The 24,310-nt window shown below is 66.1% G+C and carries 20 protein-coding genes; 4 read left to right on the forward strand and 16 right to left on the reverse strand.

Annotated elements, in window-relative coordinates; translation table 11 throughout:
• From EVS83_RS00780 to EVS83_RS00800, 5 genes are read right to left on the reverse strand one after another with little or no spacing between them, the layout of a single operon-like run.
• Entirely contained in the window at positions 1–492 is a 492-nt protein-coding gene (locus EVS83_RS00780; protein ID WP_246022727.1) for a GNAT family N-acetyltransferase, read from the reverse strand.
• A complete protein-coding gene (locus EVS83_RS00785; RefSeq protein ID WP_133498570.1) occupies positions 489–1,385 on the reverse strand; it encodes a hydroxymethylglutaryl-CoA lyase in 897 nt (298 codons plus the stop codon). Before EVS83_RS00785 ends, EVS83_RS00780 begins: the two co-directional genes overlap by 4 nt.
• Positions 1,382–3,385 (reverse strand): acetyl/propionyl/methylcrotonyl-CoA carboxylase subunit alpha, encoded by a 2,004-nt coding sequence (locus EVS83_RS00790; protein ID WP_133498572.1) that lies wholly within the window; start codon positions 3,383–3,385, stop codon positions 1,382–1,384. Before EVS83_RS00790 ends, EVS83_RS00785 begins: the two co-directional genes overlap by 4 nt.
• A 35-nt stretch (positions 3,386–3,420) precedes the next feature.
• Positions 3,421–3,810, reverse strand: a complete 390-nt coding sequence (locus EVS83_RS00795) for a VOC family protein (protein ID WP_133498574.1) — start codon at positions 3,808–3,810, stop codon at positions 3,421–3,423.
• Between the two features lie 10 nt (positions 3,811–3,820).
• A complete protein-coding gene (locus tag EVS83_RS00800; RefSeq protein ID WP_133498576.1) occupies positions 3,821–4,606 on the reverse strand; it encodes an enoyl-CoA hydratase-related protein in 786 nt (261 codons plus the stop codon).
• Positions 4,607–4,725: 119 nt separating this feature from the next.
• Between EVS83_RS00800 and EVS83_RS00805 the strand changes: the two genes are divergently transcribed.
• From EVS83_RS00805 to EVS83_RS00815, 3 genes are read left to right on the forward strand one after another with little or no spacing between them, the layout of a single operon-like run.
• Positions 4,726–5,022 (forward strand): FeoA family protein, encoded by a 297-nt coding sequence (locus EVS83_RS00805; protein ID WP_133498578.1) that lies wholly within the window; start codon positions 4,726–4,728, stop codon positions 5,020–5,022.
• Entirely contained in the window at positions 5,019–6,890 is a 1,872-nt protein-coding gene (gene feoB, locus EVS83_RS00810; protein ID WP_133498581.1) for a ferrous iron transport protein B, read from the forward strand. Before EVS83_RS00805 ends, feoB begins: the two co-directional genes overlap by 4 nt.
• Positions 6,891–6,892: 2 nt before the next feature.
• Positions 6,893–7,129: a DUF6587 family protein gene (locus EVS83_RS00815; protein WP_133498583.1), complete on the forward strand. Its 237-nt coding sequence runs from the start codon at positions 6,893–6,895 to the stop codon at positions 7,127–7,129.
• 15 nt (positions 7,130–7,144) lie between these two features.
• Here the strand turns inward: EVS83_RS00815 and EVS83_RS00820 are convergent, their stop codons facing one another.
• The 9 genes from EVS83_RS00820 to EVS83_RS00860 form a co-directional block, all read right to left on the reverse strand.
• Positions 7,145–7,495, reverse strand: a complete 351-nt coding sequence (locus EVS83_RS00820) for a hypothetical protein (protein WP_133498585.1) — start codon at positions 7,493–7,495, stop codon at positions 7,145–7,147.
• Positions 7,492–8,034 (reverse strand): polymer-forming cytoskeletal protein, encoded by a 543-nt coding sequence (locus EVS83_RS00825; RefSeq protein WP_133498587.1) that lies wholly within the window; start codon positions 8,032–8,034, stop codon positions 7,492–7,494. Before EVS83_RS00825 ends, EVS83_RS00820 begins: the two co-directional genes overlap by 4 nt.
• A 188-nt stretch (positions 8,035–8,222) precedes the next feature.
• Complete coding sequence (locus tag EVS83_RS00830) at positions 8,223–9,833, reverse strand: carboxyl transferase domain-containing protein (protein ID WP_133498589.1); 1,611 nt, start codon at positions 9,831–9,833, stop codon at positions 8,223–8,225.
• A gap of 157 nt (positions 9,834–9,990) precedes the next feature.
• Positions 9,991–10,383 carry a hypothetical protein gene (locus EVS83_RS00835; protein ID WP_133498591.1) on the reverse strand — a complete coding sequence of 131 codons (393 nt, stop codon included), beginning with the start codon at positions 10,381–10,383 and terminating at the stop codon, positions 9,991–9,993.
• Between the two features lie 161 nt (positions 10,384–10,544).
• Entirely contained in the window at positions 10,545–10,928 is a 384-nt protein-coding gene (locus EVS83_RS00840; RefSeq protein ID WP_133498593.1) for a hypothetical protein, read from the reverse strand.
• A gap of 119 nt (positions 10,929–11,047) precedes the next feature.
• Entirely contained in the window at positions 11,048–12,223 is a 1,176-nt protein-coding gene (locus EVS83_RS00845) for a thiolase family protein (protein ID WP_133498595.1), read from the reverse strand.
• Between the two features lie 203 nt (positions 12,224–12,426).
• Entirely contained in the window at positions 12,427–13,584 is a 1,158-nt protein-coding gene (locus EVS83_RS00850; protein WP_133498597.1) for an isovaleryl-CoA dehydrogenase, read from the reverse strand.
• 71 nt (positions 13,585–13,655) lie between these two features.
• Positions 13,656–14,759: a Glu/Leu/Phe/Val dehydrogenase dimerization domain-containing protein gene (locus EVS83_RS00855; RefSeq protein WP_133498599.1), complete on the reverse strand. Its 1,104-nt coding sequence runs from the start codon at positions 14,757–14,759 to the stop codon at positions 13,656–13,658.
• 224 nt (positions 14,760–14,983) lie between these two features.
• Complete coding sequence (locus EVS83_RS00860; protein WP_246022728.1) at positions 14,984–16,252, reverse strand: 2OG-Fe(II) oxygenase; 1,269 nt, start codon at positions 16,250–16,252, stop codon at positions 14,984–14,986.
• Between the two features lie 94 nt (positions 16,253–16,346).
• Between EVS83_RS00860 and EVS83_RS00865 the strand changes: the two genes are divergently transcribed.
• Positions 16,347–19,874, forward strand: coding sequence for a methylmalonyl-CoA mutase family protein (locus tag EVS83_RS00865; protein WP_133498601.1), 3,528 nt, complete (start codon positions 16,347–16,349; stop codon positions 19,872–19,874).
• A 46-nt stretch (positions 19,875–19,920) separates the two neighbouring features.
• Here the strand turns inward: EVS83_RS00865 and EVS83_RS00870 are convergent, their stop codons facing one another.
• Together EVS83_RS00870 and EVS83_RS00875 are read right to left on the reverse strand one after the other, a co-directional pair.
• Positions 19,921–23,052 (reverse strand): DEAD/DEAH box helicase family protein, encoded by a 3,132-nt coding sequence (locus EVS83_RS00870; protein WP_133498603.1) that lies wholly within the window; start codon positions 23,050–23,052, stop codon positions 19,921–19,923.
• A gap of 133 nt (positions 23,053–23,185) precedes the next feature.
• Positions 23,186–24,079, reverse strand: a complete 894-nt coding sequence (locus tag EVS83_RS00875) for a nuclease-related domain-containing protein (RefSeq protein ID WP_133498605.1) — start codon at positions 24,077–24,079, stop codon at positions 23,186–23,188.
• Positions 24,080–24,310: the final 231 nt, after the last annotated feature.

The following is a 24,310-nucleotide window of genomic DNA, read 5'->3' on the forward strand; positions in this document are numbered from 1 at the left end:
TCACAGATCCTTGAGGTACCAGATGTCGCAGCCGCCGTGGCCCGTGGCGCCCATCGGCGCGTCGATGCGGCGGAAGCCGCTGCGCTCGTACAGACGCATCGCCGCGTCCATGCCGGTCAGCGTTTCGAGGTAGCACGTGGTGAAACCGAACTCGCGCGCTTTGTCGAGGCACTTGTTCATCACCGCAGCACCCGCGCCAAGGCCGCGTGCCGTCGGCAGGAAATACATCTTGCGCAATTCGCAAACGGACGCGTCCCCGCCTTCCAGCGGCGCGACGCCACCACCGCCGACGACTTCGCCATTCACCTCGACGACGAAATACGCACTGCGCGACGCACCGTAGGCGCGATGCATCCAGTCGACTTCCGGATCGTTGATCGCGAAGCCGGAACCGCAGGCGCCGAACTCGGGCATGACGGTGCGGATGATGCGTGCGATGGCCGCGTCGTCGCGCGGCTCGATGGGGCGGATCGTGTACTCGGCGGGCTTCACTCGTTCGCTCCCTTCGCGCGGGTCACCTTGCTCGACGTCTCGCGGCCGAGCAGCGCGGCCAGCCAGCGGCCGGTATCGACGAGCGCGTCGAGGTCCACGCCCGTCGTCATGCCCATGCCGTGCAGCATGTAGACGACGTCCTCCGTCGCGACGTTGCCGCTCGCGCCCTTCGCGTACGGGCATCCACCGGTGCCGGAGACCGCCGAATCCACGACGCGTACGCCTTCTTCGAGGCAAGCGAGGATGTTCGCGAGCGCCTGGCCGTAGGTGTCATGGAAGTGCACGGCGAGGGCCGACATCGGTACTTCGCCCGCCACCGCGCGCAGCATGTCTCGCGCTTTCGCGGGCGTGCCGACGCCGATGGTGTCGCCCAGCGAGACTTCCTCGCAGCCCATCGCATGCAGCGCCTTCGCGACGCGTACGACGTCGGCGACCGGCACCTCGCCCTGGTACGGGCAACCCAGCACCGTCGACACGTAGCCGCGAACGCGCACGCCGTCGGCCTTCGCGCGTTCCATCACCGGCGCGAAGCGCTCGAGCGATTCCTCGATCGAGGCATTGATGTTCTTGCGGTTGAACGCTTCCGACGCCGCGGTGAACACCGCGATATGCGTGACGCCGACTTCGCGCGCGCGCTCGTAGCCCTGAAGGTTCGGCACGAGAACGGGGTAGTCGATATTGGCGCGGCGCGTGATGCCGCGATAGACGTCCGCGGCGTCGGCGAGCTGCGGCACCCACTTCGGGCTGACGAAGCTGGTCGCCTCGACCACGGGCAGGCCGGTGGCGGACAGGCGATCGATCAACGCGATCTTGTCGGCGGTCTCAATGATCGCCTTCTCGTTCTGCAGCCCGTCGCGCGGGCCGACCTCGACAATGCGGACGACGTCGCTCATTCGACATGCTCCAGCACGACGAGCGCGGCGTCGGCCTCGACGAAGTCACCGGTTGCGCCGCGCACTTCGGCGACCACGCCATCGCGCGGCGCCATGAGGCTCAGCTCCATCTTCATGGCTTCGATCACCATGACTTCCTGGCCGGCCGTGACGGTGTCGCCCGGCTGCACGCGCGCGACCACGACGCGACCCGGCATCGGTGCGACCAGGCGATCCGCGCTGCCTTCCGCCGCGCCACGGTGTTCGTCGTGCAACGGCGCGGCGGTGAGTGCGAGCCGGTGCGTGCCGTCGTGCACCGTCCAATGCCCGCGTTCGCCGCCGACGGTGACCCGCATCGCCTCACCATCGACGCGCAGGCTCAGCGCACCGTTCTCGATGCGCGCGCATTCGACGGCATACGTGCGCCCGTCATGCTCGATGCCGTAATGCCCGCCGTAACCGCCGGCGCGCAGCACCACGCGCTCGCCGCGATGCGTCACCGCGATGCGCGACAACGCGGGACCGCCAATTCGCCAACCGTCGGGCATCGCCCACGGCGACGTCGGATCGCTCGATGCCGCGTTGCAGCCGCGTGCGCCGCGCTCGTGCGAGATCAGCCGCGCGACGACGGCAGCAACGAACAGTCGAGCGTCGTCGGTCGTCGACGTCGACAGGAACTCGTCGAGATGACGGTCCAGATACCCGGTGTCGATCGTGCCGTTCACCACCGCCGGATGACGCGCGAGGCGTTCGAGGAACTCGATGTTCGACTTCGGCCCGGCGATCTCGCATTGCGCGAGCGCGGCGCGCAACCGCGCCAGCGCCTGCGCGCGATCGGCGCCGTGCACGATGAGCTTGGCGATCATCGGGTCGTAGAAGATCGTGACCGTGTCGCCCTCGACGACGCCGGAGTCGACGCGCACGCCCTCTGCTGCGATCGGCAAGCGCAGGCGCTCCAGTCGACCCGAGCCCGGCAGGAAGCCCGCATTCGGATCTTCCGCGTAGAGGCGCACTTCGATGGCATGGCCGTTCTGACGCAACGCCTCCTGTGCGACCGGCAGCGGCTCGCCCGATGCGACACGGAGCTGCCATTCGACGAGATCGAGCCCCGTCACCATCTCGGTGACCGGATGCTCGACCTGCAGGCGCGTGTTGATCTCCATGAAATAGAAACCGCCGTCCTGTCCGACGATGAACTCGACGGTGCCGGCGTTGACGTAGTCGATCGCACGTGCGGCCTGCACCGCGGCGTCGCCCATCGCGCGGCGCAGTTCGGGCGTGAGGAACGGGGACGGCGATTCCTCCAGCACCTTCTGGTAGCGACGCTGCGCCGAACATTCGCGCTCGAACAGGTGCTGCGTGCTGCCGTGCGTGTCGGCGAACACCTGGATCTCGATGTGACGCGGCCTCTCGATGTAGCGCTCGAGCAGCACGCGATCGCGCCCGAACGCATTGCGCGCCTCGCGCTGGCAGCTTTCGAGGTTCGAGAGAAACTCGTGGCTGCTGCGCACGATGCGCATGCCCTTGCCGCCGCCGCCGTGCGCGGCCTTGATCATCAGCGGATAACCGATGCGGTCGGCCTCGCGCTGCAGCGTCTCGTTCGACTGGTCGTCGCCCGTGTAGCCGGGCACGACCGGCACGCCCGCCGCCTGCATCAGATCCTTTGCGCCGGCCTTGCTGCCCATCTTGCGCATCGATGCCGCGGGCGGGCCGATGAAGACGAGGCCCGCGGCTTCGACCGCGTCGGCGAAGTCCGCGTTCTCGCTGAGGAAGCCGTAGCCGGGGTGGATCGCCTGCGCGCCGGACTTCTTCGCGACCCCGAGGATCGCGTCGCCACGCAGGTAGGACTCCTGCGGGCGCGGACCGCCGATGCGGTAGGCCTCGTCGGCTTGGCGCACGTGCTGCGCGTCGGCGTCGGCGTCGGAATACACGGCGACGGTGCGGATGCCCAGCGCGCGACAGGTGCGGATGACGCGGCAGGCGATCTCGCCGCGATTGGCGATCAGGATCTTTTCGAACATCGGCGCAGAAAGTCTCGGATGGGTGCAGTACGGCGTTAGACGCCGCGATGGCAAACGGCTTCGATGTTGTGTCCGTCCGGATCGAGAACGAACGCGGCGTAGTAATTCGGACCGTAGTGCTCGCGCGGGCCCGGCGCGCCGTTGTCGCGACCGCCTGCAGCGAGCGCCGCGGCATGGAACGCCTGCACCGCAGCGTGCGAATCGGCCTGGAACGCCACGTGCGACGACGCGATGCCGCCTTCCTCCTCGCCGATCCAGAAGCCCGGCGTCTGCGGTGGCCCGAAGCCTGCCGCCGGCTTGCCGCTCTCGGTCTGCTCCGCGGTGGCTTCCATCACCAGACTAAAGCCGAGCGGCGCGAGCGCCTGCTCGTAGAAGCGCTTGCTTCGCGCGTAATCGCTGACGGGAATACCCAGATGGTCGAACACGTGCGGCTCCTTAGCTGGACCACGAAGGGCGGCGCTTTTCGAGGAACGCGCCGAGGCCTTCCTGGCCTTCGGGCGAGACGCGCAGTCGCGCGATGAGGTCGGCGTTGTCGGCGTCGTGACGATCGCGGTCGGTGTGCGATGCGACGCGACGCACCAGCGACTTCGCTTCCGCCGCGGCGACCGGACCGGCCTTCAGCAGCAGGTCGATCTGGCGCTGCACGGCGGCGTCGAGCGACGTCTCGTCGTCGACCACCTCGTGCAGCAGGCCGATGCGATGCGCCGTCGTGGCGTCGAACAGCTCGGCGGTGGCAAACCAGCGGCGCGACTCGCGCGCACCGATCGCCTCGACGACGTACGGCGAAATCACCGCCGGAAGCAGGCCGAGCTTGCTTTCCGTGAGGCCGAACTTCGCGTTGGAGGTGGCGATCGCGATGTCGCAGCAGGCCACCAGCCCGACGCCGCCACCGAATGCCGCGCCCTGGATGCGCGCGATCGTCGGTTTCGGCAGCTCGTCGAGCGTGCGCATGAGGCGGGCGAGGGCGAGCGCGTCGGCGCGATTTTCGGCCTCGCTGGCGGCCGCCATGCCGCGCATCCAGTTGAGGTCCGCGCCTGCCGAGAACGAGGCGCCTTCCGCCTCGATGACCACCACGCGTACGTCCGTATCGCGGCCGACGGCATCGAGCGCGCCCGTGAGCGCCGCGATCACCGTCGCGTCGAACGCGTTGTGCAGCTGCGGCCGGTTCAGCCTCAGGCGCGCGACGGCGCCTTCGCGCAGATGGAGCAGGGGATGGCTCATGGGCGGCGATCGACGGAGAGCATTCGATGATAGCCGGTCGCTTGCGCGTCCCTTCAGCATCGGGGCGGCCGTGCCGGTGCTAGAATGAGAACAATTCCCATTTGGGTCGGCGCCCCGTCGTGAAACTCTCCGAGCTGCCTTTCCGCACCGCGGCGACGGTGCTCGCCGTCGAGGACGCGATGCCGAACGATGCGGTGGCGCGCCGCCTGCGCGAGCTCGGATTCGTCGGCGGGGAAGCCGTGGAAGTGATGGCGGCGGGCCCGATCGGTGCCGAGCCGCTGCTGGTCCAGATCGGTTTCACCCGCTTCGCCCTGCGTCGTCGCGAGGCGGACCGCGTGACCGTTCGCCTGCCGACGGCGATCGCAGGCGGCACGCGTCACCACCACGAGGCCGAACCCGAGGCCGTGCAGGCATGAACGCCGAGGCCGGCACCCTGCGGCTCGCGCTGGTCGGCAATCCGAACTGCGGCAAGACCGCCTTGTTCAATCGGCTCACCGGCAGCCGCCAGAAGGTGGCGAACTATGCGGGCGTGACGGTCGAGCGCAAGGAAGGCCGGTTCTCCGCGCCGTCCGGCCGCGAATACGTGGTGCTCGACCTCCCGGGTGCATACAGCCTCCAAGCCGCGAGCCTCGACGAAGCCGTTGCCCGCGACGTCTGCCGCGGCTTCTATCCGGGCGAACCCGCGCCCGACGTCATCGTCTGCGTGGTCGACGCCACCAACCTGCGTTTGCACCTGCGATTCGCGCTGGAAGTGCGCGAGCTCGGCCGACCGATGATCGTCGCAGTCAACATGATGGACGTTGCACGGCGACGCGGCATCGAAGTCGATCTTGCCGTGCTCGAACGCGAACTCGGCGTGCCGGTCGTGCCGACGATCGCGGTGCGCGGTGGTGGCGCGAAAGATCTTGTCGACGTCATCGATCGCAACGGCGCGGCGATGCCGCCGATCGACATCCACAACGCCGGCCCGACCGCGACCGACGTCGACGCGTTGCACGCGAAAACACGCGCGATCCTCACCGCCGCCGTGCGCATGCCGCGTCGTACCGCCGAGATCGACGACGCACTCGATCGCTGGCTGCTGCATCCGGTGGTCGGGCTGCTCGCGTTCGTCGCGGTGATGTTCCTGATCTTCCAGGCGGTGTACGTCTGGGCGACGCCGGTAGCCGACCTCATCGACGCCGGTACGACCTGGCTCGCGACGCAAGTGACCACGACGTTCCCGCCGGGTCCCGCCACCAGCCTGCTGGCCGACGGCGTGATCAAGGGTGCGGGCAGCGTCGTCGTGTTCCTGCCGCAGATCCTCATCCTGTTCCTTTTCATCCTCGCGCTTGAGGAGTCGGGCTACCTGCCGCGTGCGGCGTTCCTGCTCGATCGCATCATGTCCGCCGCGGGACTATCGGGCCGCTCGTTCATTCCGCTGCTCTCGAGCTTCGCCTGCGCGATCCCCGGCATCATGGCGACGCGTTCGATCCAGGATCCGCGCGACCGGCTCGCGACGATCCTCGTCGCGCCGTTGATGACGTGCTCGGCGCGTCTGCCGGTATACGCGCTGCTGATCGGCGCGTTCATTCCGCGCCGCCAGGTGTTCGGCATGTTGAACCTGCAGGGCCTGGTGCTGTTCGCGCTGTACGTCGCGGGCATCCTGAGCGCGCTGACCGTCGCCTGGGTGATGAAGAAGTGGCGTCGCGACAAGGGCGAGCATCCGTTGATGCTCGAGCTGCCGTCGTACCGCGTGCCGCATCCGCGCGATCTCGCGATCGGCCTGTGGGAGCGTGCATCGATCTTCCTCAAGCGCGTCGGCGGCATCATCCTCGCGCTGACGATCCTGCTGTGGGTGCTGCTGACGTTCCCGTCGCCGCCGGCCGGCTTTACGGGTTCTGCGATCGATTACAGCTTCGCGGGCCGCATCGGCCATGCGATGACGTCGGTGTTCGCGCCGCTCGGCTTCAACTGGCAGATCTGCATCGCGCTGGTGCCGGGTCTTGCCGCACGCGAGGTCGCCGTGGCGTCGCTCGCGACGGTGTATGCGCTAGCCAACGCGAACGATCCCAATGCAGCGGATTCGCTGTCGCCGATCATCGCGCACGGCTGGTCGCTGGCGACCGCGCTGTCGTTGCTCGTCTGGTACATCTACGCGCCGCAGTGCATCTCGACGCTCGCCACGATCCGTCGCGAAACGAACTCGTGGAAGCAGGTCGGCATCGCCGCGGGATATCTGTTCGCGCTGGCGTACGTCGCGTCGTTGCTGACGTACCAGATCGCCGTGCGTCTCGGAGGCTGAGCGTGGACGCCGGCCGCGCGTTGCAGGACGTCGTCGTCGCACTCGCGGTGATCGCGAGCGCGGTCTACGTGTTCCGTACGCGCTTTCCGGGGACGGCGCGTCGCCTGCGCGGTTGGATCGCGATCCGCCTCGTCGACAGCGGCTCGCCGATGTTCGGAAAGATCGGTCGTCGACTGGCGCCCGCGCCGCGTGCACAGGACGCCTGCGGCAGCTGCGACGGCTGCGAACCGAAGCGCTGAGTTACCCGCGCGAAATCAGCGCCGCCGGCCTTTGCCGGCCGGCACCACGTTCGTTTCGACAGTCACGCTGAAGGTGCGAGTTTGCGTGCCCTCGAGCGCGCCGACGCCCACGACCTTGCGATCGACTTCATCGCCGCGTTCGTTTCGGATCACGAGCACCATCGTGTACTCGACGGCCTCGCCGGGTCGATCCGACCGCAGCGAGCCTTCGACGGACAACGACGTCGTGCGTTCCTGCTCCTTCGGCGCGTCGAAGCGCAGATGGTGCTTGCACCCCGGGCAGACGCTCGCGGTTTCGAGAATCGTCGTCCTGCAGTGCGGACAGGTCCGTGTCGCACCCGGCGTGCCGGGCCGGACAGCGCTCATGCGGCGCTGTCGGTATCCGTCTTGTCGGACTTGGGCTTGCGACCATTCGCCGCGTCGTCCCAACCGAACTCCACCATGCCGCGCATGCGCGCGCCCGGCGCCACGGTGACGGTGCCGGCCTTGACGTCGCCGACCATCGAACCGCTCTCGACGACTTCGACGCGCTGCGCCGATTCGATGTTGCCTTCGAGCTCACCCGCGACGACCACACGACGCGCCTTGACGCCGCCGTTGACGCGCGCGCCGACTTCGATCGTAAGGTCACCTTCGACCGCGATGTCGCCGGTGAAGCGACCCGCGACGCGCACGCTGCCCGCACCGTTGATCTTGCCTTCGATGGACAGGTCGGACGCGATCAGCGATTCCTGCACCTGGCGCGCCGGAGCGCGCGACGGCGTCGGCGTCGGAGCAGGCGCGGCGACCGGCGTGTTCGCCGGGCTGGTGGCAAAGGAAAATTCGTTCGGCGACGGATCCTTGCCCAGCGCCGTTTCGGGCTGAGGGGTGTCGCGCTTGGGAGTGGTGTTCGGGAAGATCGCCATTGGAGTGTCCCTCGGGGGCGGGATGGGAAGGCCGAGCCTATCACGCGGTCTTGACCTCAAAACCGTGACCCACGGCCGCGATCTGACGCTGCGCGTCACCTGCCGTCACGCGATCGGACTTGCGTTTCCGAGGGTTCAGGCTTGGCACGTGTCGCTTGGAACGATCGCGTGCCCACCGACCCGAAGCACTACATCCGGAACACGCCGAAACGCGTCCGATCCTCGATCGGCGCATTGAGCGACGCGGACAGCCCGAGCCCGAGCACGCGTCGCGTGTCGGCCGGATCGATGATGCCGTCGTCCCACAGGCGCGCGGTTGCGTAGTACGGGTTGCCCTGCGATTCGTACTGGTCGCGGATCGGTGCCTTGAACGCTTCCTCGTCGTCGACGCTCCACGTCTTGCCGGCGCCTTCGAGTGCGTCGCGACGCACCGTCGCCAGCACGCTCGCCGCCTGTTCGCCGCCCATCACGCTGATGCGCGCGTTCGGCCACATCCACGGGAAGCGTGCGCCGTAGGCGCGGCCGCACATCGCGTAGTTGCCGGCGCCGAAGCTGCCGCCGATGACGACGGTGAACTTCGGTACGTGCGAGCACGCCACGGCGGTCACCATCTTCGCGCCGTCCTTCGCGATGCCCGCATTCTCGTACTTGCGGCCGACCATGAAGCCGGTGATGTTCTGCAGGAACACCAGCGGGATGCCGCGCTGGTTGCAGAGCTCGATGAAGTGCGCGCCCTTGAGCGCGCTCTCGGCGAACAGAATGCCGTTGTTCGCGACGATGCCGACCGGATAACCATGCAGATGCGCGAAGCCGGTGACGAGCGTCTTCGCGTAGCGTGCCTTGAATTCCTGGAATTCGCTGCCGTCGACGATGCGCGCGATGACTTCGCGGATGTCGAACGGACGGCGCGCATCCTTCGGCACGATGCCGTAGAGCTCGTCGGCGGCGTAGAGCGGTTCGCGCGATGGCATCGACGCGACCGGCAGCACCTTGCGACGGTTGAAGTTCTTGACGATGTCGCGCGCGATCTGCAGCGCGTGGTCGTCGTCCTGCGCGAAATGATCGGCCACGCCGGACACGCTGGTGTGCACGTCCGCACCGCCGAGCGCTTCGGCATCGACCACCTCGCCCGTCGCCGCCTTCACCAGCGGCGGACCGCCGAGGAAGATCGTGCCCTGTTCCTTGACGATGACGCTTTCGTCGCACATCGCCGGCACGTAGGCGCCTCCCGCCGTGCAACTGCCCATCACCACCGCAACTTGCGGAATGTTGAGCGCTGACATGCGCGCCTGGTTGTAAAAGATGCGACCGAAGTGCTCCTTGTCCGGAAACACCTCGTCCTGCAGCGGAAGGAATGCGCCACCGGAGTCCACGAGGTAGACGCAGGGCAAGTTGTTCTCGAGCGCGACTTCCTGCGCACGAAGATGCTTCTTCACCGTCATCGGGAAGTAGGTGCCGCCCTTGACCGTCGCGTCGTTGGCGACGATGACGACTTCCTGCCCCATCACGCGTCCGATGCCGCAGACCATGCCCGCCGCGGGCGCCGCGTCGTCGTACATGCCTTCGGCGGCGAGCGGCGCGATCTCGAGGAAGGGCGAACCCTCATCCAGCAGCGTGGTGATGCGATCGCGCGCAAGCAGCTTGTCGCGCGAGGTGTGCTTCGCACGCGCCTTCTCGCCGCCGCCCTCGGCCGCGCGCGCGAGCCGCTGCCGCAGCTCCTCGACGAGCGCGCGATGGTGCTCGGCGTTCTCCAGGAAATCGGCGGAACGCGGGTCGAGATGGCTTTCGATGACGGGCATGGGGCAGGTGGGCGAAACGGGACGCGCGATCAAACCACACGGCGGCACGGGCCACCAGTCATCGGGGCGTCGGATGCTCGGGTCGCGCGTTGCAGAGTGCGCAAAAAGAAGAAGGCCCGCTTTCGCGGGCCTTCCGTGGAGCGTCGAGCAGAAGCGATTACTTCTTCGCTTCGGTCTTGGCTTCGTCCGCAGCAGCGTCGGCCTTGTTGGCGACGTTCTGCGCGGCATTGGCGGCGTCCTGCGCGGCGTTCGCCGTCGCGTTCGCGGCCGTGGCCGCAGCGTCGTTCGCAGCGGCGGCGGCGGTGTTGGCGGCGTTGTCGACGGCCTGGCCGGCCTGAGCGGCGGCTTCGCCGGTGGCGGCAGCGGCGGCGTCGGCGCCTTCAGCGGCGGCGTTGCCGGCGGCGGCGGCGGCGTCAGCAGCCTTGTCGCCCGCGTTCGCGGCGGCAGCGGCGGCCTGGTCGGCTTCGTTCTGCGCGGTCGGGGTGTCGTTCTTGCAGGCCGACAGCGACAGAGCAGCGGCGACGAGGAGGACGTAGAGCTTGGTGTTCATGGAAGTCTCCTAGGAGTTGTCTGAAACGAGATATCACTACAGTCAGGCAACGCCAGTGCGCGCATCACTCCGGCTGAGCCGGCTTATCGTTCACTGACAATGGAAAAAGCCGCCGGAGAACCGACGGCTTTTCCAAATCTACTACAGCAGCCGTCGAAGAATTACTTCTTCTCGGGAGCAGCCGGGGTCGCAGCCGGGGCGGTGTCCGGCTTGGCAGCCTGGGCAGCGTCCTTGGCGGCGTCAGCAGCGTCGGCAGCCTTGTCGGCGGCGTCGGCGGCGGCGTCAGCCTGGCCAGCGGTCGGAGCAGCGGCAGCGGCGTCGGCCGAGGTGGCGGCGGCGTCAGCGGCCGAAGCAGCCGTGTCGGCAGCGGCCTGAGCGGCGCCGGCGGCGTTCGGATCCGTAGCGGCGGTCGCGTCAGCAGCGGCCTGGGCCGTCGCGGCGTCCTGCTGCGCCTGGGCGGCGGAGTCGGCAGCCTGGTCCTTGTTCGAGCAAGCGGTCAGAGCCAGGCCCAGGGCCAGGGCGATCAGCGCCTTGTTGATGTTCATCGGGTCAATTCCTCGTCGTAGGTTTGGCAACGCGCTATTGCGCGCCCTAAACATGATGACAAGCGGCTGCGCCATGTCAAGCGATCGCTTGACGAGCGGCTTATCACGATTCTTTAACTTCAAATGATTTCGATTGCAATCGCGGTGGCTTCGCCACCACCGATGCAGAGCGATGCTACACCTCGCGTGCCACCGCGCGCGATCAATGCGTGCACGAGCGTTACCACGAGGCGGGCACCGCTCGCGCCGATCGGATGGCCCAGCGCAAGCGCGCCGCCGTTGACGTTGAGCTTCTCGTGCGGAATGCCGAGGTCCTTCATCGGCGCCATCGCGACGCACGCGAACGCTTCGTTGACTTCGAACAGGTCGACGTCATCGACCGTCCAGCCGGCCTTTTCCAGCACGCGACGCGTGGCTTCGATCGGCGCGGTGGTGAACCACTCCGGCGCCTGCGCGTGGCCGGCGTGCGCGACGATGCGCGCGATCGGCTTCGCGCCGAGGCGCTGCGCCGTGTCGGACGACATCAGCACCGCGGCCGCGGCGCCGTCGGAGATCTTGGAGGAGGTCGCCGCGGTGAGCAGGCCTTCCTTGCCGAACGCCGCGCGCAGCGAAGGAATCTTCGACGCATCGATCTTGCCCGGCTCTTCGTCGGTGTCGACGACGACATCGCCCTTGCGGCCCTTGACCGTGACCGGAACGATCTCCGCCTTGAACGTGCCCGACTGCACGGCGTTCTGCGCGCGCTTGACGCTCTCGGCGGCGTAGGCGTCGAGCGTTTCGCGCGTGTACTCGTACGTCGAGCAGGTCGCGTCGCCGAAAACGCCCATGGCCTTGCCGTCGTACGGGTTGGTGAGTCCGTCGTGCGCCATGTGGTCGAGGAACTCGGCCGAGCCGTAGCGGATGCCGGTGCGCGAGTTGTTGAGCAGGTGCGGCGCGTTGGTCATCGACTCCATGCCGCCGGCGACGATCACTTCGGCCGAGCCGGCGCGGATCATGTCGGTCGCCAGCATCATGGCCTTCATGCCCGAGCCGCAGACCTTGTTGATGGTGATGCAGGCGGCGGACGTCGGAACGCCCGCGCCGATCGCCGCCTGACGGGCGGGGGCCTGGCCGAGGCCGGCCGGCAGTACGCAGCCCATGATCACTTCCTGCACGGCGTCGCTGGCGATGCCGGCCTGCTCGATCGCGCCCTGGATGGCGGCGGCGCCGAGCGTCGGCGTCGGGACACCGGTGAACTGGCCGAGGAAGGAACCGATGGCGGTGCGCTTGGCACCGACGATGACGACGTCGCTCATGGCGAACTCCAGAAAGGCAGCCGGCGCGGGGCCGGAACCGTCCGATTATGCGGCGGCGTGTTGCGGTGCGGCAAACGCCCGGGGACCAGACTGTTGCAGGCGTATTGCGGATGCGGAGCGGGCCAGTCGGGCTGCCGGCGCGTCGGCCTGAAACGCGAACGGGCGGCCGAAGCCGCCCGCTGCGAGGTGCTGCCTCGGACGGGTCAGCTGTTGCCGGCGAAGAGCTCGCGGCCGATCAACATGCGACGGATCTCGTTGGTGCCGGCGCCGATCGCATAGAGCTTGGCGTCGCGCAGAAGTCGGCCCGTCGGGTACTCGTTGATGTAGCCGTTGCCGCCGAGCGCCTGGATCGCTTCGAGCGTCACCTGCACGGCGGCTTCCGATGCGTGCAGCAGGCACGACGCCGCATCGACCCGCGACTTGTGTCCCGCGTCGTAGTCGCGCGCCACCTGGTAGGCGAATGCGCGCGACGACTGCAGCGACGTGTACATGTCGGCGACCTTACCCTGCATCAAACCGAACGTGCCGATCGCGGCGTCGAACTGCTTGCGCTCGCGCACGTAGGGCAGGGTGATATCGAGCGCGGCCTGCATGAGGCCGAGCGGGCCGCCGGTGAGCACGAGGCGTTCGGTGTTGAGGCCCGACATCAACACCTTGACGCCGTTGTTCACCTCGCCGAGCACGTTCTCCTGCGGGATTTCGCAGTTCTCAAACACGAGCTCGCAGGTGTTGCTGCCGCGCATGCCGAGCTTGTCGAGCTTCTGCGCGGTGCTGAAGCCCTTCATGCCCTTCTCGACGATGAAGGCGGTCATGCACTTGCTGCCCGCGTCCTTGCCCGCGGTGCGCATGTAGACGACGAGCACGTCGGCCTCGGGGCCGTTCGTGATCCACATCTTGTTGCCGTTTGCGGCCCACACGCCGTCGCGCAGTTCCGCGCGGCAGCTCATCGAGCCGACAACGTCGGAACCCGCGCCCGGCTCGCTCATCGCGAGCGCGCCCTTCCATTCGCCGGTGCAGAGCTTGGGGAGGTACTTCTGGCGCTGCGCTTCGTTGCCGTTCGCGTAAAGGTTGCTGACGCACAGGTTCGAATGCGCGCCGTACGACAGCCCGACCGAACCGGATGCGCGCGAGATCTCCTCCATCGCGACGAGATGCGCGAGATAGCCCATCTCGCTGCCGCCGTATTCGCCCGGCACGGTCATGCCGAGCAGGCCCATCTCGCCGAGCTTCGGCCAGAGGTCCTGCGGGAAGACGTTGTCGTGATCGATCTGCGCGGCGCGCGGGGCGATCTCGGATTCGGCGAAGCGGCGAACCGCGTCGCGCAGGGCATCGACCTCCTCACCGAGAGGGAAAGGACGCATGGAAGCTCCGTGTCAGGCTGGCGAAAAGCACGACGGGGCACGAAGCCCCGTCATGTCGAACGAACTGCGGATCAGTGACCGCCGCGGATGCGCCCGTGGAAGCGCGGCGCGGTACGGCCCATCGGCAGCTTGAGCTTGCCGATCGCGGCGATGCGCTCTTCGGCGAGGCGGTCGGCGGCCTTGTAGGTCGGGATGCCGTCGCGGTCGGAGATTTCGTAGATGCGCGAGAGGTTGTGGTAGATCGTGCGCATCATGCGCATCGCGCGCTCGCGGTTGTAGCCGTCGATCTCGAGCGACACGTTCATGACGCCGCCCGCATTCACCGCGTAGTCCGGCGCGTAGAGAATGCCGCGCTTCTGCACTTCGTCGCCGATCGCATTGTTCGCGAGCTGGTTGTTCGCGGCGCCGCAGATGATCTTGGCCTTCAGGCGCGGCAGCGTCTGCTCGTTGACCGTGCCGCCGAGGGCGCAGGGCGAGTAGACGTCGGCGTCGACGTCGTAGATCGCGTCCGGCGACACCGCTTCCGCGCCGTACTCTTCGACCGCGTGCGCGATCAGGCTCTTGTTGATGTCGGTGACGACCACCTTCGCGCCGCGCTCGCGCAGCAGCTTCACGAACTCCATGCCGACGTGGCCGAGGCCCTGCACCGCGTACGAGTAGTTACCGACTTCCTCGTTGCCGTACTTGCGGTTGAGCGTGGCCATCAGGCCCTGCAGCGTGCCGTAGGCGGTGAACGGCGACGGGTCGCCCGAACCGCCGTGCACCTGGTGCACGCCGGTGACGTATTCGGTTTCGCGATAGACGTATTCCATGTCGTTGACGTCGATACCGACGTCTTCGGCCGTGATGTAGCGGCCGCCCAGCGAATCGACGAACTTGCCGAACGCGCGGAAGAGGGCTTCGGACTTGTCGGTCGACGGGTCGCCGATGATCACCGCCTTGCCGCCGCCGATGTTCAGGCCGGCCACCGCGTTCTTGTACGTCATGCCGCGCGACAGGCGCAGCACGTCGTTGAGCGCGGCCTGCTCGTTCTCGTACGGCCACATGCGCAGGCCGCCGAGGGCGGGGCCGAGCACGGTGTTGTGGATCGCGATGATGGCCTTGAGGCCCGCGTCCTTGTTGTGGCAGAAGACAACCTGCTCGTGGCCGGTCGTGTCGAGGGTTTCGAAGATCATCTCGGGCTCCGCGCCGGCACCGACGAAACGCGCTCCGCGCTTTCCGGCCGACTGGGTTGGTTAAGTCGTTGATACGGCAAGGGGTGCTGCGACATGCCCGGCGCAAACGGCCCGAGACAGAAGCGGGATTTTAGCCCACTCCTGCGGCGCGAGCCTGTGTGCCCGGAGTGACGGAACCGTCCGCGCCACCCTTCGCAGGCGTACGGCCGCTTGGTGCGGTGGCGTCAGAACGCGCGGTAGGCGCGTTCGCGCAGCCACAGCGTGGCGAGCCATTTCTCGCCACGCTCCACGGGCAGGCCCGCATGCAGCGAATCCGGCTGGGGGCGACCGTCGGCATCGAGGTTGTCGAACACCACCGCGCGTCCCGCCTGCGGTTCGACGCGCACCTCGCGCGCGGGGAAATCCGTCGCGCCGCCTTCGGCCGGCGTATTGAGGTACGCGCAGATGGTGCGTCGACGATTGCCGGCCTGCGGTCCGTCGCGTTCGATCGCGTCGGGCGGCAGGTAGTCGCGATGCCGGCGGTATTCCTGGCCCGGTTCGTAGCGCAGCACGATGAGCTGCTCGGCGTCGACGAGCTCCGAACCGGCGGCGGCCGCCATGCGCAACTGCACGAGGCGCAGCGCGAAGTCTTCCATCAGCGGATCGAACGACGCATCGCTGCTCGTGCGCAGCGACTCGCGGCCGACGTCGCGTCCATCCGGCGAATGCACCTGCGACGGGCGCAGCATCGGCTGCGCGCTGGCGACGAGCAGTCGGCATTCGTCGACCGACAACAGGCCATCGAACTGCGCGATGTCCGGATCGGTGGCGAGCATCGTCGGCGCGGGTGGATCCAGCACTTCCTCGAGCGCCAGCGTCGACGGCGGCACCAGATGTTTTGGCGCGGCCGGCACCGCGATGATCTCGAGCAGATCGGGGAAACCGCTCTCGCGTAGGCGTGCCTTGAGTTGCGACGCCGCCTCCGGATTCGCGGTCACGCCTTCGCCGCGACGCAGGCGTTCGGCGAGCAGCTGGGCCGCGACGGCATCGCCGCGACCGGCGGCGTGGTCGAGCAGCTGCACCGCGAGCGCCTGGTCCTGCAGGTTCGGCTTGCGGCCGAAATGGATCGCCGCGGCACGCAACGCGGGTGGGTGACCGGCCTGCACGGCGGCGAGCAGGCGCGCGGCGACCTTTTCGTCGCGGGGCAGCGCCTTGTTCCCGAGCCCGATCAGCGCGAGGAAGTAGCCCGCGACCGGCTGGCCCGTCGCTTCGGCACGTTCAAACGCCTGCACCGCGCCCGGCAGGTCGGTGTCGGTGCCGACCCCGTACATCCGCATGCGCCCCAGCTCGATCAGCGAGCCGACATGGCCGGCGTCCGCGGCTGTCGCGTGGACGGCGTGCGCCTCCTCCATCTGCAGGTCCGCGACCAGTGCGGCGGCGAGTCGATGCAGGTCGTCGGGCGCGCCGCCGGCGGCCTTCGCGCGCAGGGCGCCGATGTCGTGTGAATCCGTCATGGCGCGCAGGGTACCCGACCCTACGCCGTCTTAAGGTCGCGTACGGACGCCTTGTTACAATCGGCCCATCCTTAGAAATAGATGTGCGACCGCCATGAGTTCGCCTGCCGACCGCCTGCCCGAAACCACCGCCACCGCCACGGAGACCGCGACGCCGCTGCGTTTCGTCACCGCCGCGAGCCTGTTCGACGGGCACGACGCCGCCATCAACATCATGCGCCGCCTGATCCAGGGGCAGGGCGCCGAAGTCATCCACCTCGGCCACAACCGCTCGGTCGAGGACGTCGTCCGCGCTGCGCTGCAGGAAGACGCCGACGCGATCGCGCTGTCGTCCTACCAGGGCGGCCACGTCGAGTACTTCAAGTACATGGTCGACATGCTGCGCGAGCGCGGCGCCGGCCACATCCGCGTGTTCGGCGGCGGCGGCGGCACGATCACGCCGGAGGAGATCCGCGAGCTGCAGGCCTACGGCGTGGAGCGCATCTACCACCCGAACGACGGCATGCACATGGGCCTGGTCGCGATGATCGAGGACGTGATTCGTCGCGCCGCGGCCGCGCGCCTGGACAGCCAGCCCGACACCACGCACCCGGCGATGACCGACGAGATCGCGCTCGGCCGCATGCTCAGCGCGATCGAAGAAGGCGCGTTCGACGAGGCGCAGCTCGCGCACCTGCGCAAGCAGTGGCAGCTCGCCGGCAGCAAGACGCCCGTCGTCGGCATCACCGGTACGGGCGGCGCAGGCAAGTCGTCGGTCACCGACGAACTGCTCAACCGCTTCCTCGCGCATTTCCCCGACATGCACATCGCGGTGATCTCGGTCGACCCGACCCGTCGCCGCACCGGCGGCGCGCTGCTGGGCGATCGCATCCGCATGAATGCACTGCGCAGCAACCGCGTCTACATGCGTTCGATGGCGACGCGCCGTCAGCACGCGGCGACGAATGTCGTGCTTCGCGACTGCATCGGCTTCCTCAAGGCGACGGGCTACGACCTCGTCATCGTCGAAACCGCTGGCATCGGCCAGAGTGATTCGGAGATCGTCGACCTCGTCGATTTCCCGATGTACGTGATGACGTCCGACTTCGGCGCGCCGAGCCAGCTCGAGAAGATCGACATGCTCGACTACGCCGAGCTCGTCGTGCTCAACAAGTTCGACAAGCGCGGCGCGGAAGATGCGCTGCGCGACGTGCGCAAGCAGTGGAAGCGCAACCGCGTCGCGTTCCAGATGGCGGACGAGGACGTGCCGGTCTATCCGACCATCGCCTCACAGTTCAACGACCCCGGCATCAGCTGGATGTTCGCCAACTTCTGCCGCCTGCTGCGCGAGAAGCTGCAGCTGCCGGCGGACAAGTGGACGCCCGAGATCGACACGAGCCTGCGCGAACCGCGCGCCACGGTGCTGATCCCCGGCAGCCGCGTGCGCTACCTCGCGGAGATCGCCGAGCAGGGGCGCGGCATCAATCGCCAGATCGAGACGCAGGCGGAAATTGCCGACCGCGCGCAGTCGCTGTGGCACGCGTTGAAGGAACTCGGCGACGCCAAGCTGCCGAAGGCGCTCGACCTGTACGACAGCGCCGACCTGCTCGGCACCACCGTGCAGCCCGCCGCATCGAACGTGCCGGACAGCCCGTCGCCGGTCGTCACCGTGCCGGCCGACACCACCGTCGACCGTTCGCTGCTCACGCTGCGCCAGCGCTACAACGATGCCGTGCAGTCGCTCACGTCCGAAGCGCTGAAGCTGCTGCGCGAGTGGCCGGCGCGTTTGAAGTCGATCACCGACGACATCACCGAATACAAGGTTCGCGACAAGGTCATCCGCGTCGAGAACTACCGCGAGTCGCTGTCGCACCAGAAGATCCCGAAGATCGCCGCGCCCACCTACCAGGGCTGGGGCGAGCTGCTCACGTTCCTGCAGAAGGAAAACCTGCCGGGCGAGTACCCGTACACCGGCGGCGTGTATCCGTACCGCCGCACGGGCGAGGATCCCATCCGCATGTTCGCGGGCGAGGGCACGCCGGAGCGCACCAATCGCCGCTTCCATTACCTCAGCGTCGGGCAACCTGCGGCGCGCCTGTCGACCGCGTTCGACAGCGTCACGCTGTACGGCGAAGACCCGGCGCCGCGTCCGGACATCTACGGCAAGATCGGCAACTCGGGCGTCAACATCCCCACGCTCGACGACATGAAGAAGCTGTACTCCGGCTTCGACCTGTGCGCACCGAGCACGTCGGTGTCGATGACGATCAACGGCCCCGCGCCGATGATCCTCGCGATGTTCATGAACACCGCGATCGACCAGCAGGTGGAGAAGTACCTGCGCGAGGACGACGCCCGCTGGCTCGCCGCGCGCGAGAAGATCGACGGGATGTTCGAGGGCCGCGAGCGCCCGACCTACGCCGGCCCGCTGCCGGAAGGCAACGACGGCCTCGGCCTTGGCCTGCTGGGCGTCACCGGCGATGAAGTCGTCGAGCCCGAAGTTTACGAGCGCATCAAGGCGCACACGCTGCAGACCGTGCGCGGCACCGTGCAGGCCGACATCCTCAAGGAAGATCAGGCGCAGAACACCTGCATCTTCAGCACCGAGTTCGCCCTGCGCATGATGGGCGACATCCAGCAGTACTTCGTCGACCGCAAGGTCCGCAACTTCTACTCGGTGTCGATCAGCGGGTATCACATCGCCGAAGCCGGCGCGAACCCGATCAGCCAGCTGGCCATTACGCTGAGCAACGGCTTCACCATCGTCGAGTACTACCTCGCGCGCGGGATGAACATCGACGACTTCGCGCCGAACCTGTCGTTCTTCTTCTCAAACGGCATGGACCCGGAGTACACGGTCATCGGCCGCGTCGCCCGCCGCATCTGGGCGCGCGCCATGCGCGAGCGCTACGGCGCCTCGCCGCGCAGCCAGATGATGAAGTACCACATTCAGACCAGCGGCCGGTCCCTGCACGCGCAGGAGATCCAGTTCAACGACATCCGCACCACGCTGCAGGCGCTGTACGCGCTGTTCGACAACTGCAACAGCCTGCACACCAACGCCTACGACGAAGCCATCACCACGCCGACGGAAGAAAGCGTGCGCCGCGCCGTCGCGATCCAGATGATCATCAACAAGGAGCTGGGGCTGAACTTCAACGAGAACCCCTGGCAGGGCAGCTTCATCGTCGACAAGCTCACCGACATCGTCGAGGAAGCCGTCTACAAGGAGTTCGAGGCCATCAGCGAGCGCGGCGGCGTGCTGGGCGCCATGGACACCATGTACCAGCGCGGCAAGATCCAGGAAGAGTCGCTGTACTACGAGCACAAGAAGCACGACGGCTCGCTGCCGCTGGTGGGCGTCAACACCTTCCTCGGCAAGGACGGCCATTCCGACGTCGCCACCGAGATCGAACTGATCCGCTCGACCGAAGAAGAGAAGGGCCAGCAGATCAGCAACGTCGCCGGCTACCAGGGCAACCGCAACGCGCGGGCAGGGGATGGCCTACGCTTCCTGCAGAAGACCGCCCGCGAACGCCGCAACGTGTTCGAGGCGCTGATGGAGGCGGTAAAGACGCATTCGCTGGGGCAGATCAGCCATGCGGTGTATGAGGTGGGTGGGGAGTACAGGCGAAATATGTAACCGAGCGCCGCCCCAACTGCGCCGTAGGTCGTCCGCGGATCGGGAATCAATCGCTGCAGAAGACCCGTAGTCTTGCCCCAGAGGCTGACACCGCTGCCCAGCACGAGTGCAGGAGATGAGCTGCTTGAAACGCTTGCGCGGCAGGGCTTTCCTTCGCGAGTTCCTGGACCAGTGCGGACTTCGACATGGTCGCTCCCAGTACCAGCCAGACTTCCCGCGAAGTGTCGGGCGCCCGGATTCTTCTATCGAGTAGGGACCAGGCATCCCTCGCGCCCGCGGGCCCTCGGCGAATGCGATTGAGTACCTGGCCCGTCGGAGTCTTTCCCGTGCGCCACGGTGCGCCCCAGTTTTTCAGGTTTGGTGGGCTGCGCATATTCAGCATGCTCAAGAACGATGCGTTCTTCACGGCTTGGCCGACCACTTCTTGAAGGGCGCTAGCTGACAGGGGCTTGTAGCTTGCTGCAGCCTTCGCGTGCGCCATCACAACTGTTTCGTTATTTGCCAAAAAGAAGTCGCACGTTTCCTTGTTCAAGTCATCGCAGATGATGACGTCAGGGCTTGGAAGAAAAGGCGCGAGCTCCGAGGTTCCGTCGCCGATCGCATCAATCCGTCCAAACAGGGAGTGGGCCTCCCAGCCGCTCCCGTCCGCGGCGCAAGTAGCTCCTTTTTCGGAATTGATCGCCCGAAAGCCAGATATGGGATGCAAGATCCCCGACAAAAGTGATGTTGACGGATCGAATCGGCGGCCGGTCGGGATTTGTGGATCGAAGAAGCTACCGTGGACGTACAACGCGCTGCGCGAAGCTGGGACTACATTGAACGACTGCCGTCGGTTTAGCCACGAAACCAAACCTTCGCTGCCGACGCTTTGGACATATCGATCGTCCAGGCTTTTTGACGCGATGACATATTGGCGACGTCGCGCGTCATAGGTGATCTCGCACTCCGTGACTTGCCCGTTTGCGACAAGCTCGAACTGCCATGTGCCGGGCTTCGACGGGTGAGCGACGCAATCAACACAGGCATCGTCGACCTCTAGCGGTTCGCCCGCGTCCCTCAAATCTTCCCTCAGTGCGAACACCGTCGATGCCTCTGCGAAGTCGACGAGCACGTTTCTGGGTGCGGTATTCGCTGGGCCGTCGGGAAGTTCGCGCGAATAACGCGATAGCAGGGTAGGGCCTCGTGCCCTGGTACTCGCAACCTTGGCAACGATGTCATCCGACCACGAGAAATATTCGTCAACGGTAGTCGACTTGCTGCTCTGCGACACTCGGCCCCGGCGGTAGCCGACGTACCGACGTATGGTGTCCGTCGCGCTTTCATCTGAGTAACCGGTGACCGCCGTGACTACGTGCTGGAAGTCGTCTAGGTAGGGGCTGAGATCATCCATGGACGGCGCGGTGGTGGTTCGCGTCCTCGATGTGCCGCGTGCAGCACTGCTGTTGCGCGTTGCAACCTCCGATATGCGGGTCCGAGGCCCTAGCTTTATGACCTTGCTCAAGCTCGCTTGCGGCGGCGCCCCGCAGATACCAGCTTCGAGCGCGTTTACGGGCAACATCCCACCGGAGTCATGAAACGCGATCAAGTTCTCGCTGGAATACAGCGTCGCTGCAACCAGGCCCAATCGTGGTTCTAGGAAATACATGCCTGACAGCAGGCGGGAGCTGGACGCGCGCGTGTAGGCGAGGAGTAGGCGATGTGACTCTCCCGAATCGTATTCCCGCCACTCGCAGTCTCCCGCCCCCAGTTGATCGACGACCCATCGACGAACACGCTCAACGGTGCTGTGGTCCGTTCGAAGGATGTATGCGTCCTTTGGAAGCCTAAATTCCGTGAGAGGCGATGCCACGCGATCGAACGAAAAGGGAGCTTTGAACTCTCGATCGAAGTATTGGAGGCCGGAGAACCCAGTACGCAGCAGCTCGTTTACCTGCTTCGCAAGGGAATTAGCGAGACTATCTGCAGTGACCGCCGCGTCGTACTCAAGAAACTGGTGCCACGTCTGTTCAAGTCGCCCCTCGTGGTGGTCGAGCACGAAAGCTGTTTCCCCTGTTCTGTTGCCGGGGTTCCGGGTTACGCGGCCGACTTGCTGGACGAACGCGCGGACGTTCATTGCCGGGCCGAACACTGCGAGCATGCGAAACGATGGCTCGTCAACGCCCTCTAACAGCTTGAATTGGTGAATCCACACTTGCGCGCGTTCAGTTCCGCGTGCAGGAACGGAATCCCGAAGCCATGTCTCCCGCGCGTCAGTAAAGCGATCGTGAATTCCAATAACCGACCGTCCGGTGCCGCGAAACGCATTGCACAATCGACGAATGGAAGCCGCGTCCTCACAACGAATGATGATCTTCGCTTCGTCACGCTTCGCTGCCGGCACATGACTCTCAAATGCGGCGATGACATCTCGGCAGTAGGCGTCGGGATCACTAAATTGCCCGCGTCTCAGCACTTGCACATCGCGTATTACGCCGCGGGAAACGGCGTCTCGAAACCGAAGTGTCGATACGCCCTGCTCGCTAATTCGGAAGGTCTTCAGGTCGTTCCGATAGGGCGTCGCCGTTAGCAGTACTGTCGGGCAGCGTAGGTCGCGAACCGTTTTGCTCCATGAAGACGCGGGTTCGTAGTGACCCTCGTCCATGAGCACAATGTCTAGGTTCGCGCGAAGAGCTTCATATTTTCCTGGCTCTAGCCTCCGCCATCGATCAAGCATCTGTACCGTGGTGACCAGCACTGCTGGCTCTGTGCTCAATGCTGCTTTCGCGGAAAGCTCTGCGACTAGCCGCGCTGGTACCGTTATCCCCGCTTTCAAAAAGAACGCGCCGCTCAACTCCTCGATCAACTGGGAGCGGATAGCGACCCTGGGGGCTATCACGAGTGCACGTCGGATTCCGGGGCAGAGGCGAGTCAGGGTGGCGATGATTCCAGTTTTTCCCGAACCGGTTGGCATTTGAACCAGTGCGCACGAATCGTCGCTAGCTGTCCGATGCTGGACAAATCTAATGACGTTTTCCACAGCCTCCTTCTGATGAAGGTGAAGCCCTAACCGTGAGAGCCCAGTTGGAATGCGAACCATGTGTGCTGCCTTTCCCCGTGTGAGCAGAAGACTAACGGCAAGGAGGCGGGAGCGAACGGAATAACGGGGTCGGGTTTGCGTTCCCCGGCGTGGCGGTCGCATGAGCCGGCACACGGGCCGGCCGCACGCTGGCGACGGCCCGGGTCGTTGCTTCGGCCGTCGCCTGGAACACGTTGCCGAGTAGCGAAAGGGAGTTAGGTTCAATCACCCCGAACGGCGCGGCGAGCGCCTCGCATTATTCGCTTGCTATCGGATATTTCGTGGCGAGGGCCTGGGCGATTAGGCCGCGCTTCGCCGCCGAAACGGTCTCATCGCCACGGGCGAACCACTCGCACCCGCGGCCCATCGGCGTGAACACGAAGATGTCGCCCGCCTTGCCAGCTTGGTTTTTTTCGATCCACCAGCCGGGTAGTGCAACCGCCGGCTGCACGTAGACGCCCTCTCCAAGAGTCTCCCGCAAGAACCCGGCCACGGACTGTGCTTGACGGCGTGCCTGCTCAAGAGGGGCGCTTGTCGCGAAATCTGGAAACCGTAGTGTCGAGCCGTCGAAGGCAACGACCGCCGGCTTGCCAGCAGAAATATTTTTTGGCTTGCGGAACGATTTGGTCTCGATCGCGAAGACGCCTCGGGGACTTACGACGACGTGGTCCACGTTGAAGCTGCCGAAGGGTAGGTCGTGAAGAATCAAACACCCTTCGGACATGAGACGGTTGAGCTGCATGCCCGTCACTCGCTCAGCGAGAAGCCCGTCTCGCGCCTGTTGCCTGCGCTTTGCGTGACGCTGATATTTCCATGCGCCAAAGATGAGGCAGCCGAGCCATCCCGCAATGAAGATGAGTTCGCCCACACCGAGGCGGACCATGCCCCAGTTGATTCTCATGGTTGCCCAAACGAGCGTAAGAAGTGGCGCTGCGATGATCATGACGTCAACGCCGAAGCTGGCTTCAAAGCTTTCGCTATCGATTCGCTCCAATAGCTGCTGACCGGGCAGGTGGCCAATTTGTTTCCCATAAAGTGGTGAGCGCCGTTGCCGACGTTGGCTTAGCCACTTAATGGTCAGGGTGATGGCCGCCGTGATGAATAACGAGCCGATAAAGATGAAGTGCCCCATGAATGCCTGCCACTTCATGCGCGTAGTCCGTCGCTAAATTGGCGGCCAATTTGACGCGAAATGGAGTGGGTTTCCACACCCGAGACGTTCAAGCCGGCCTGACGAGGAACCGCCTGTGGTAAACGGCTCAGGTTCAGTGATCCGCTACGCCTGCACGACCCGCCGGGAGTCTCCGATGGCCCAGGCGGGGGGACATCTCGCGACGTCAAATGCCGTACTTCCGCTTCAGCCCGCCTTGACGCGGTTGTA

Source organism: Cognatilysobacter terrigena (assembly GCF_004361065.1).
Classification (GTDB): domain Bacteria; phylum Pseudomonadota; class Gammaproteobacteria; order Xanthomonadales; family Xanthomonadaceae; genus Cognatilysobacter; species Cognatilysobacter terrigena.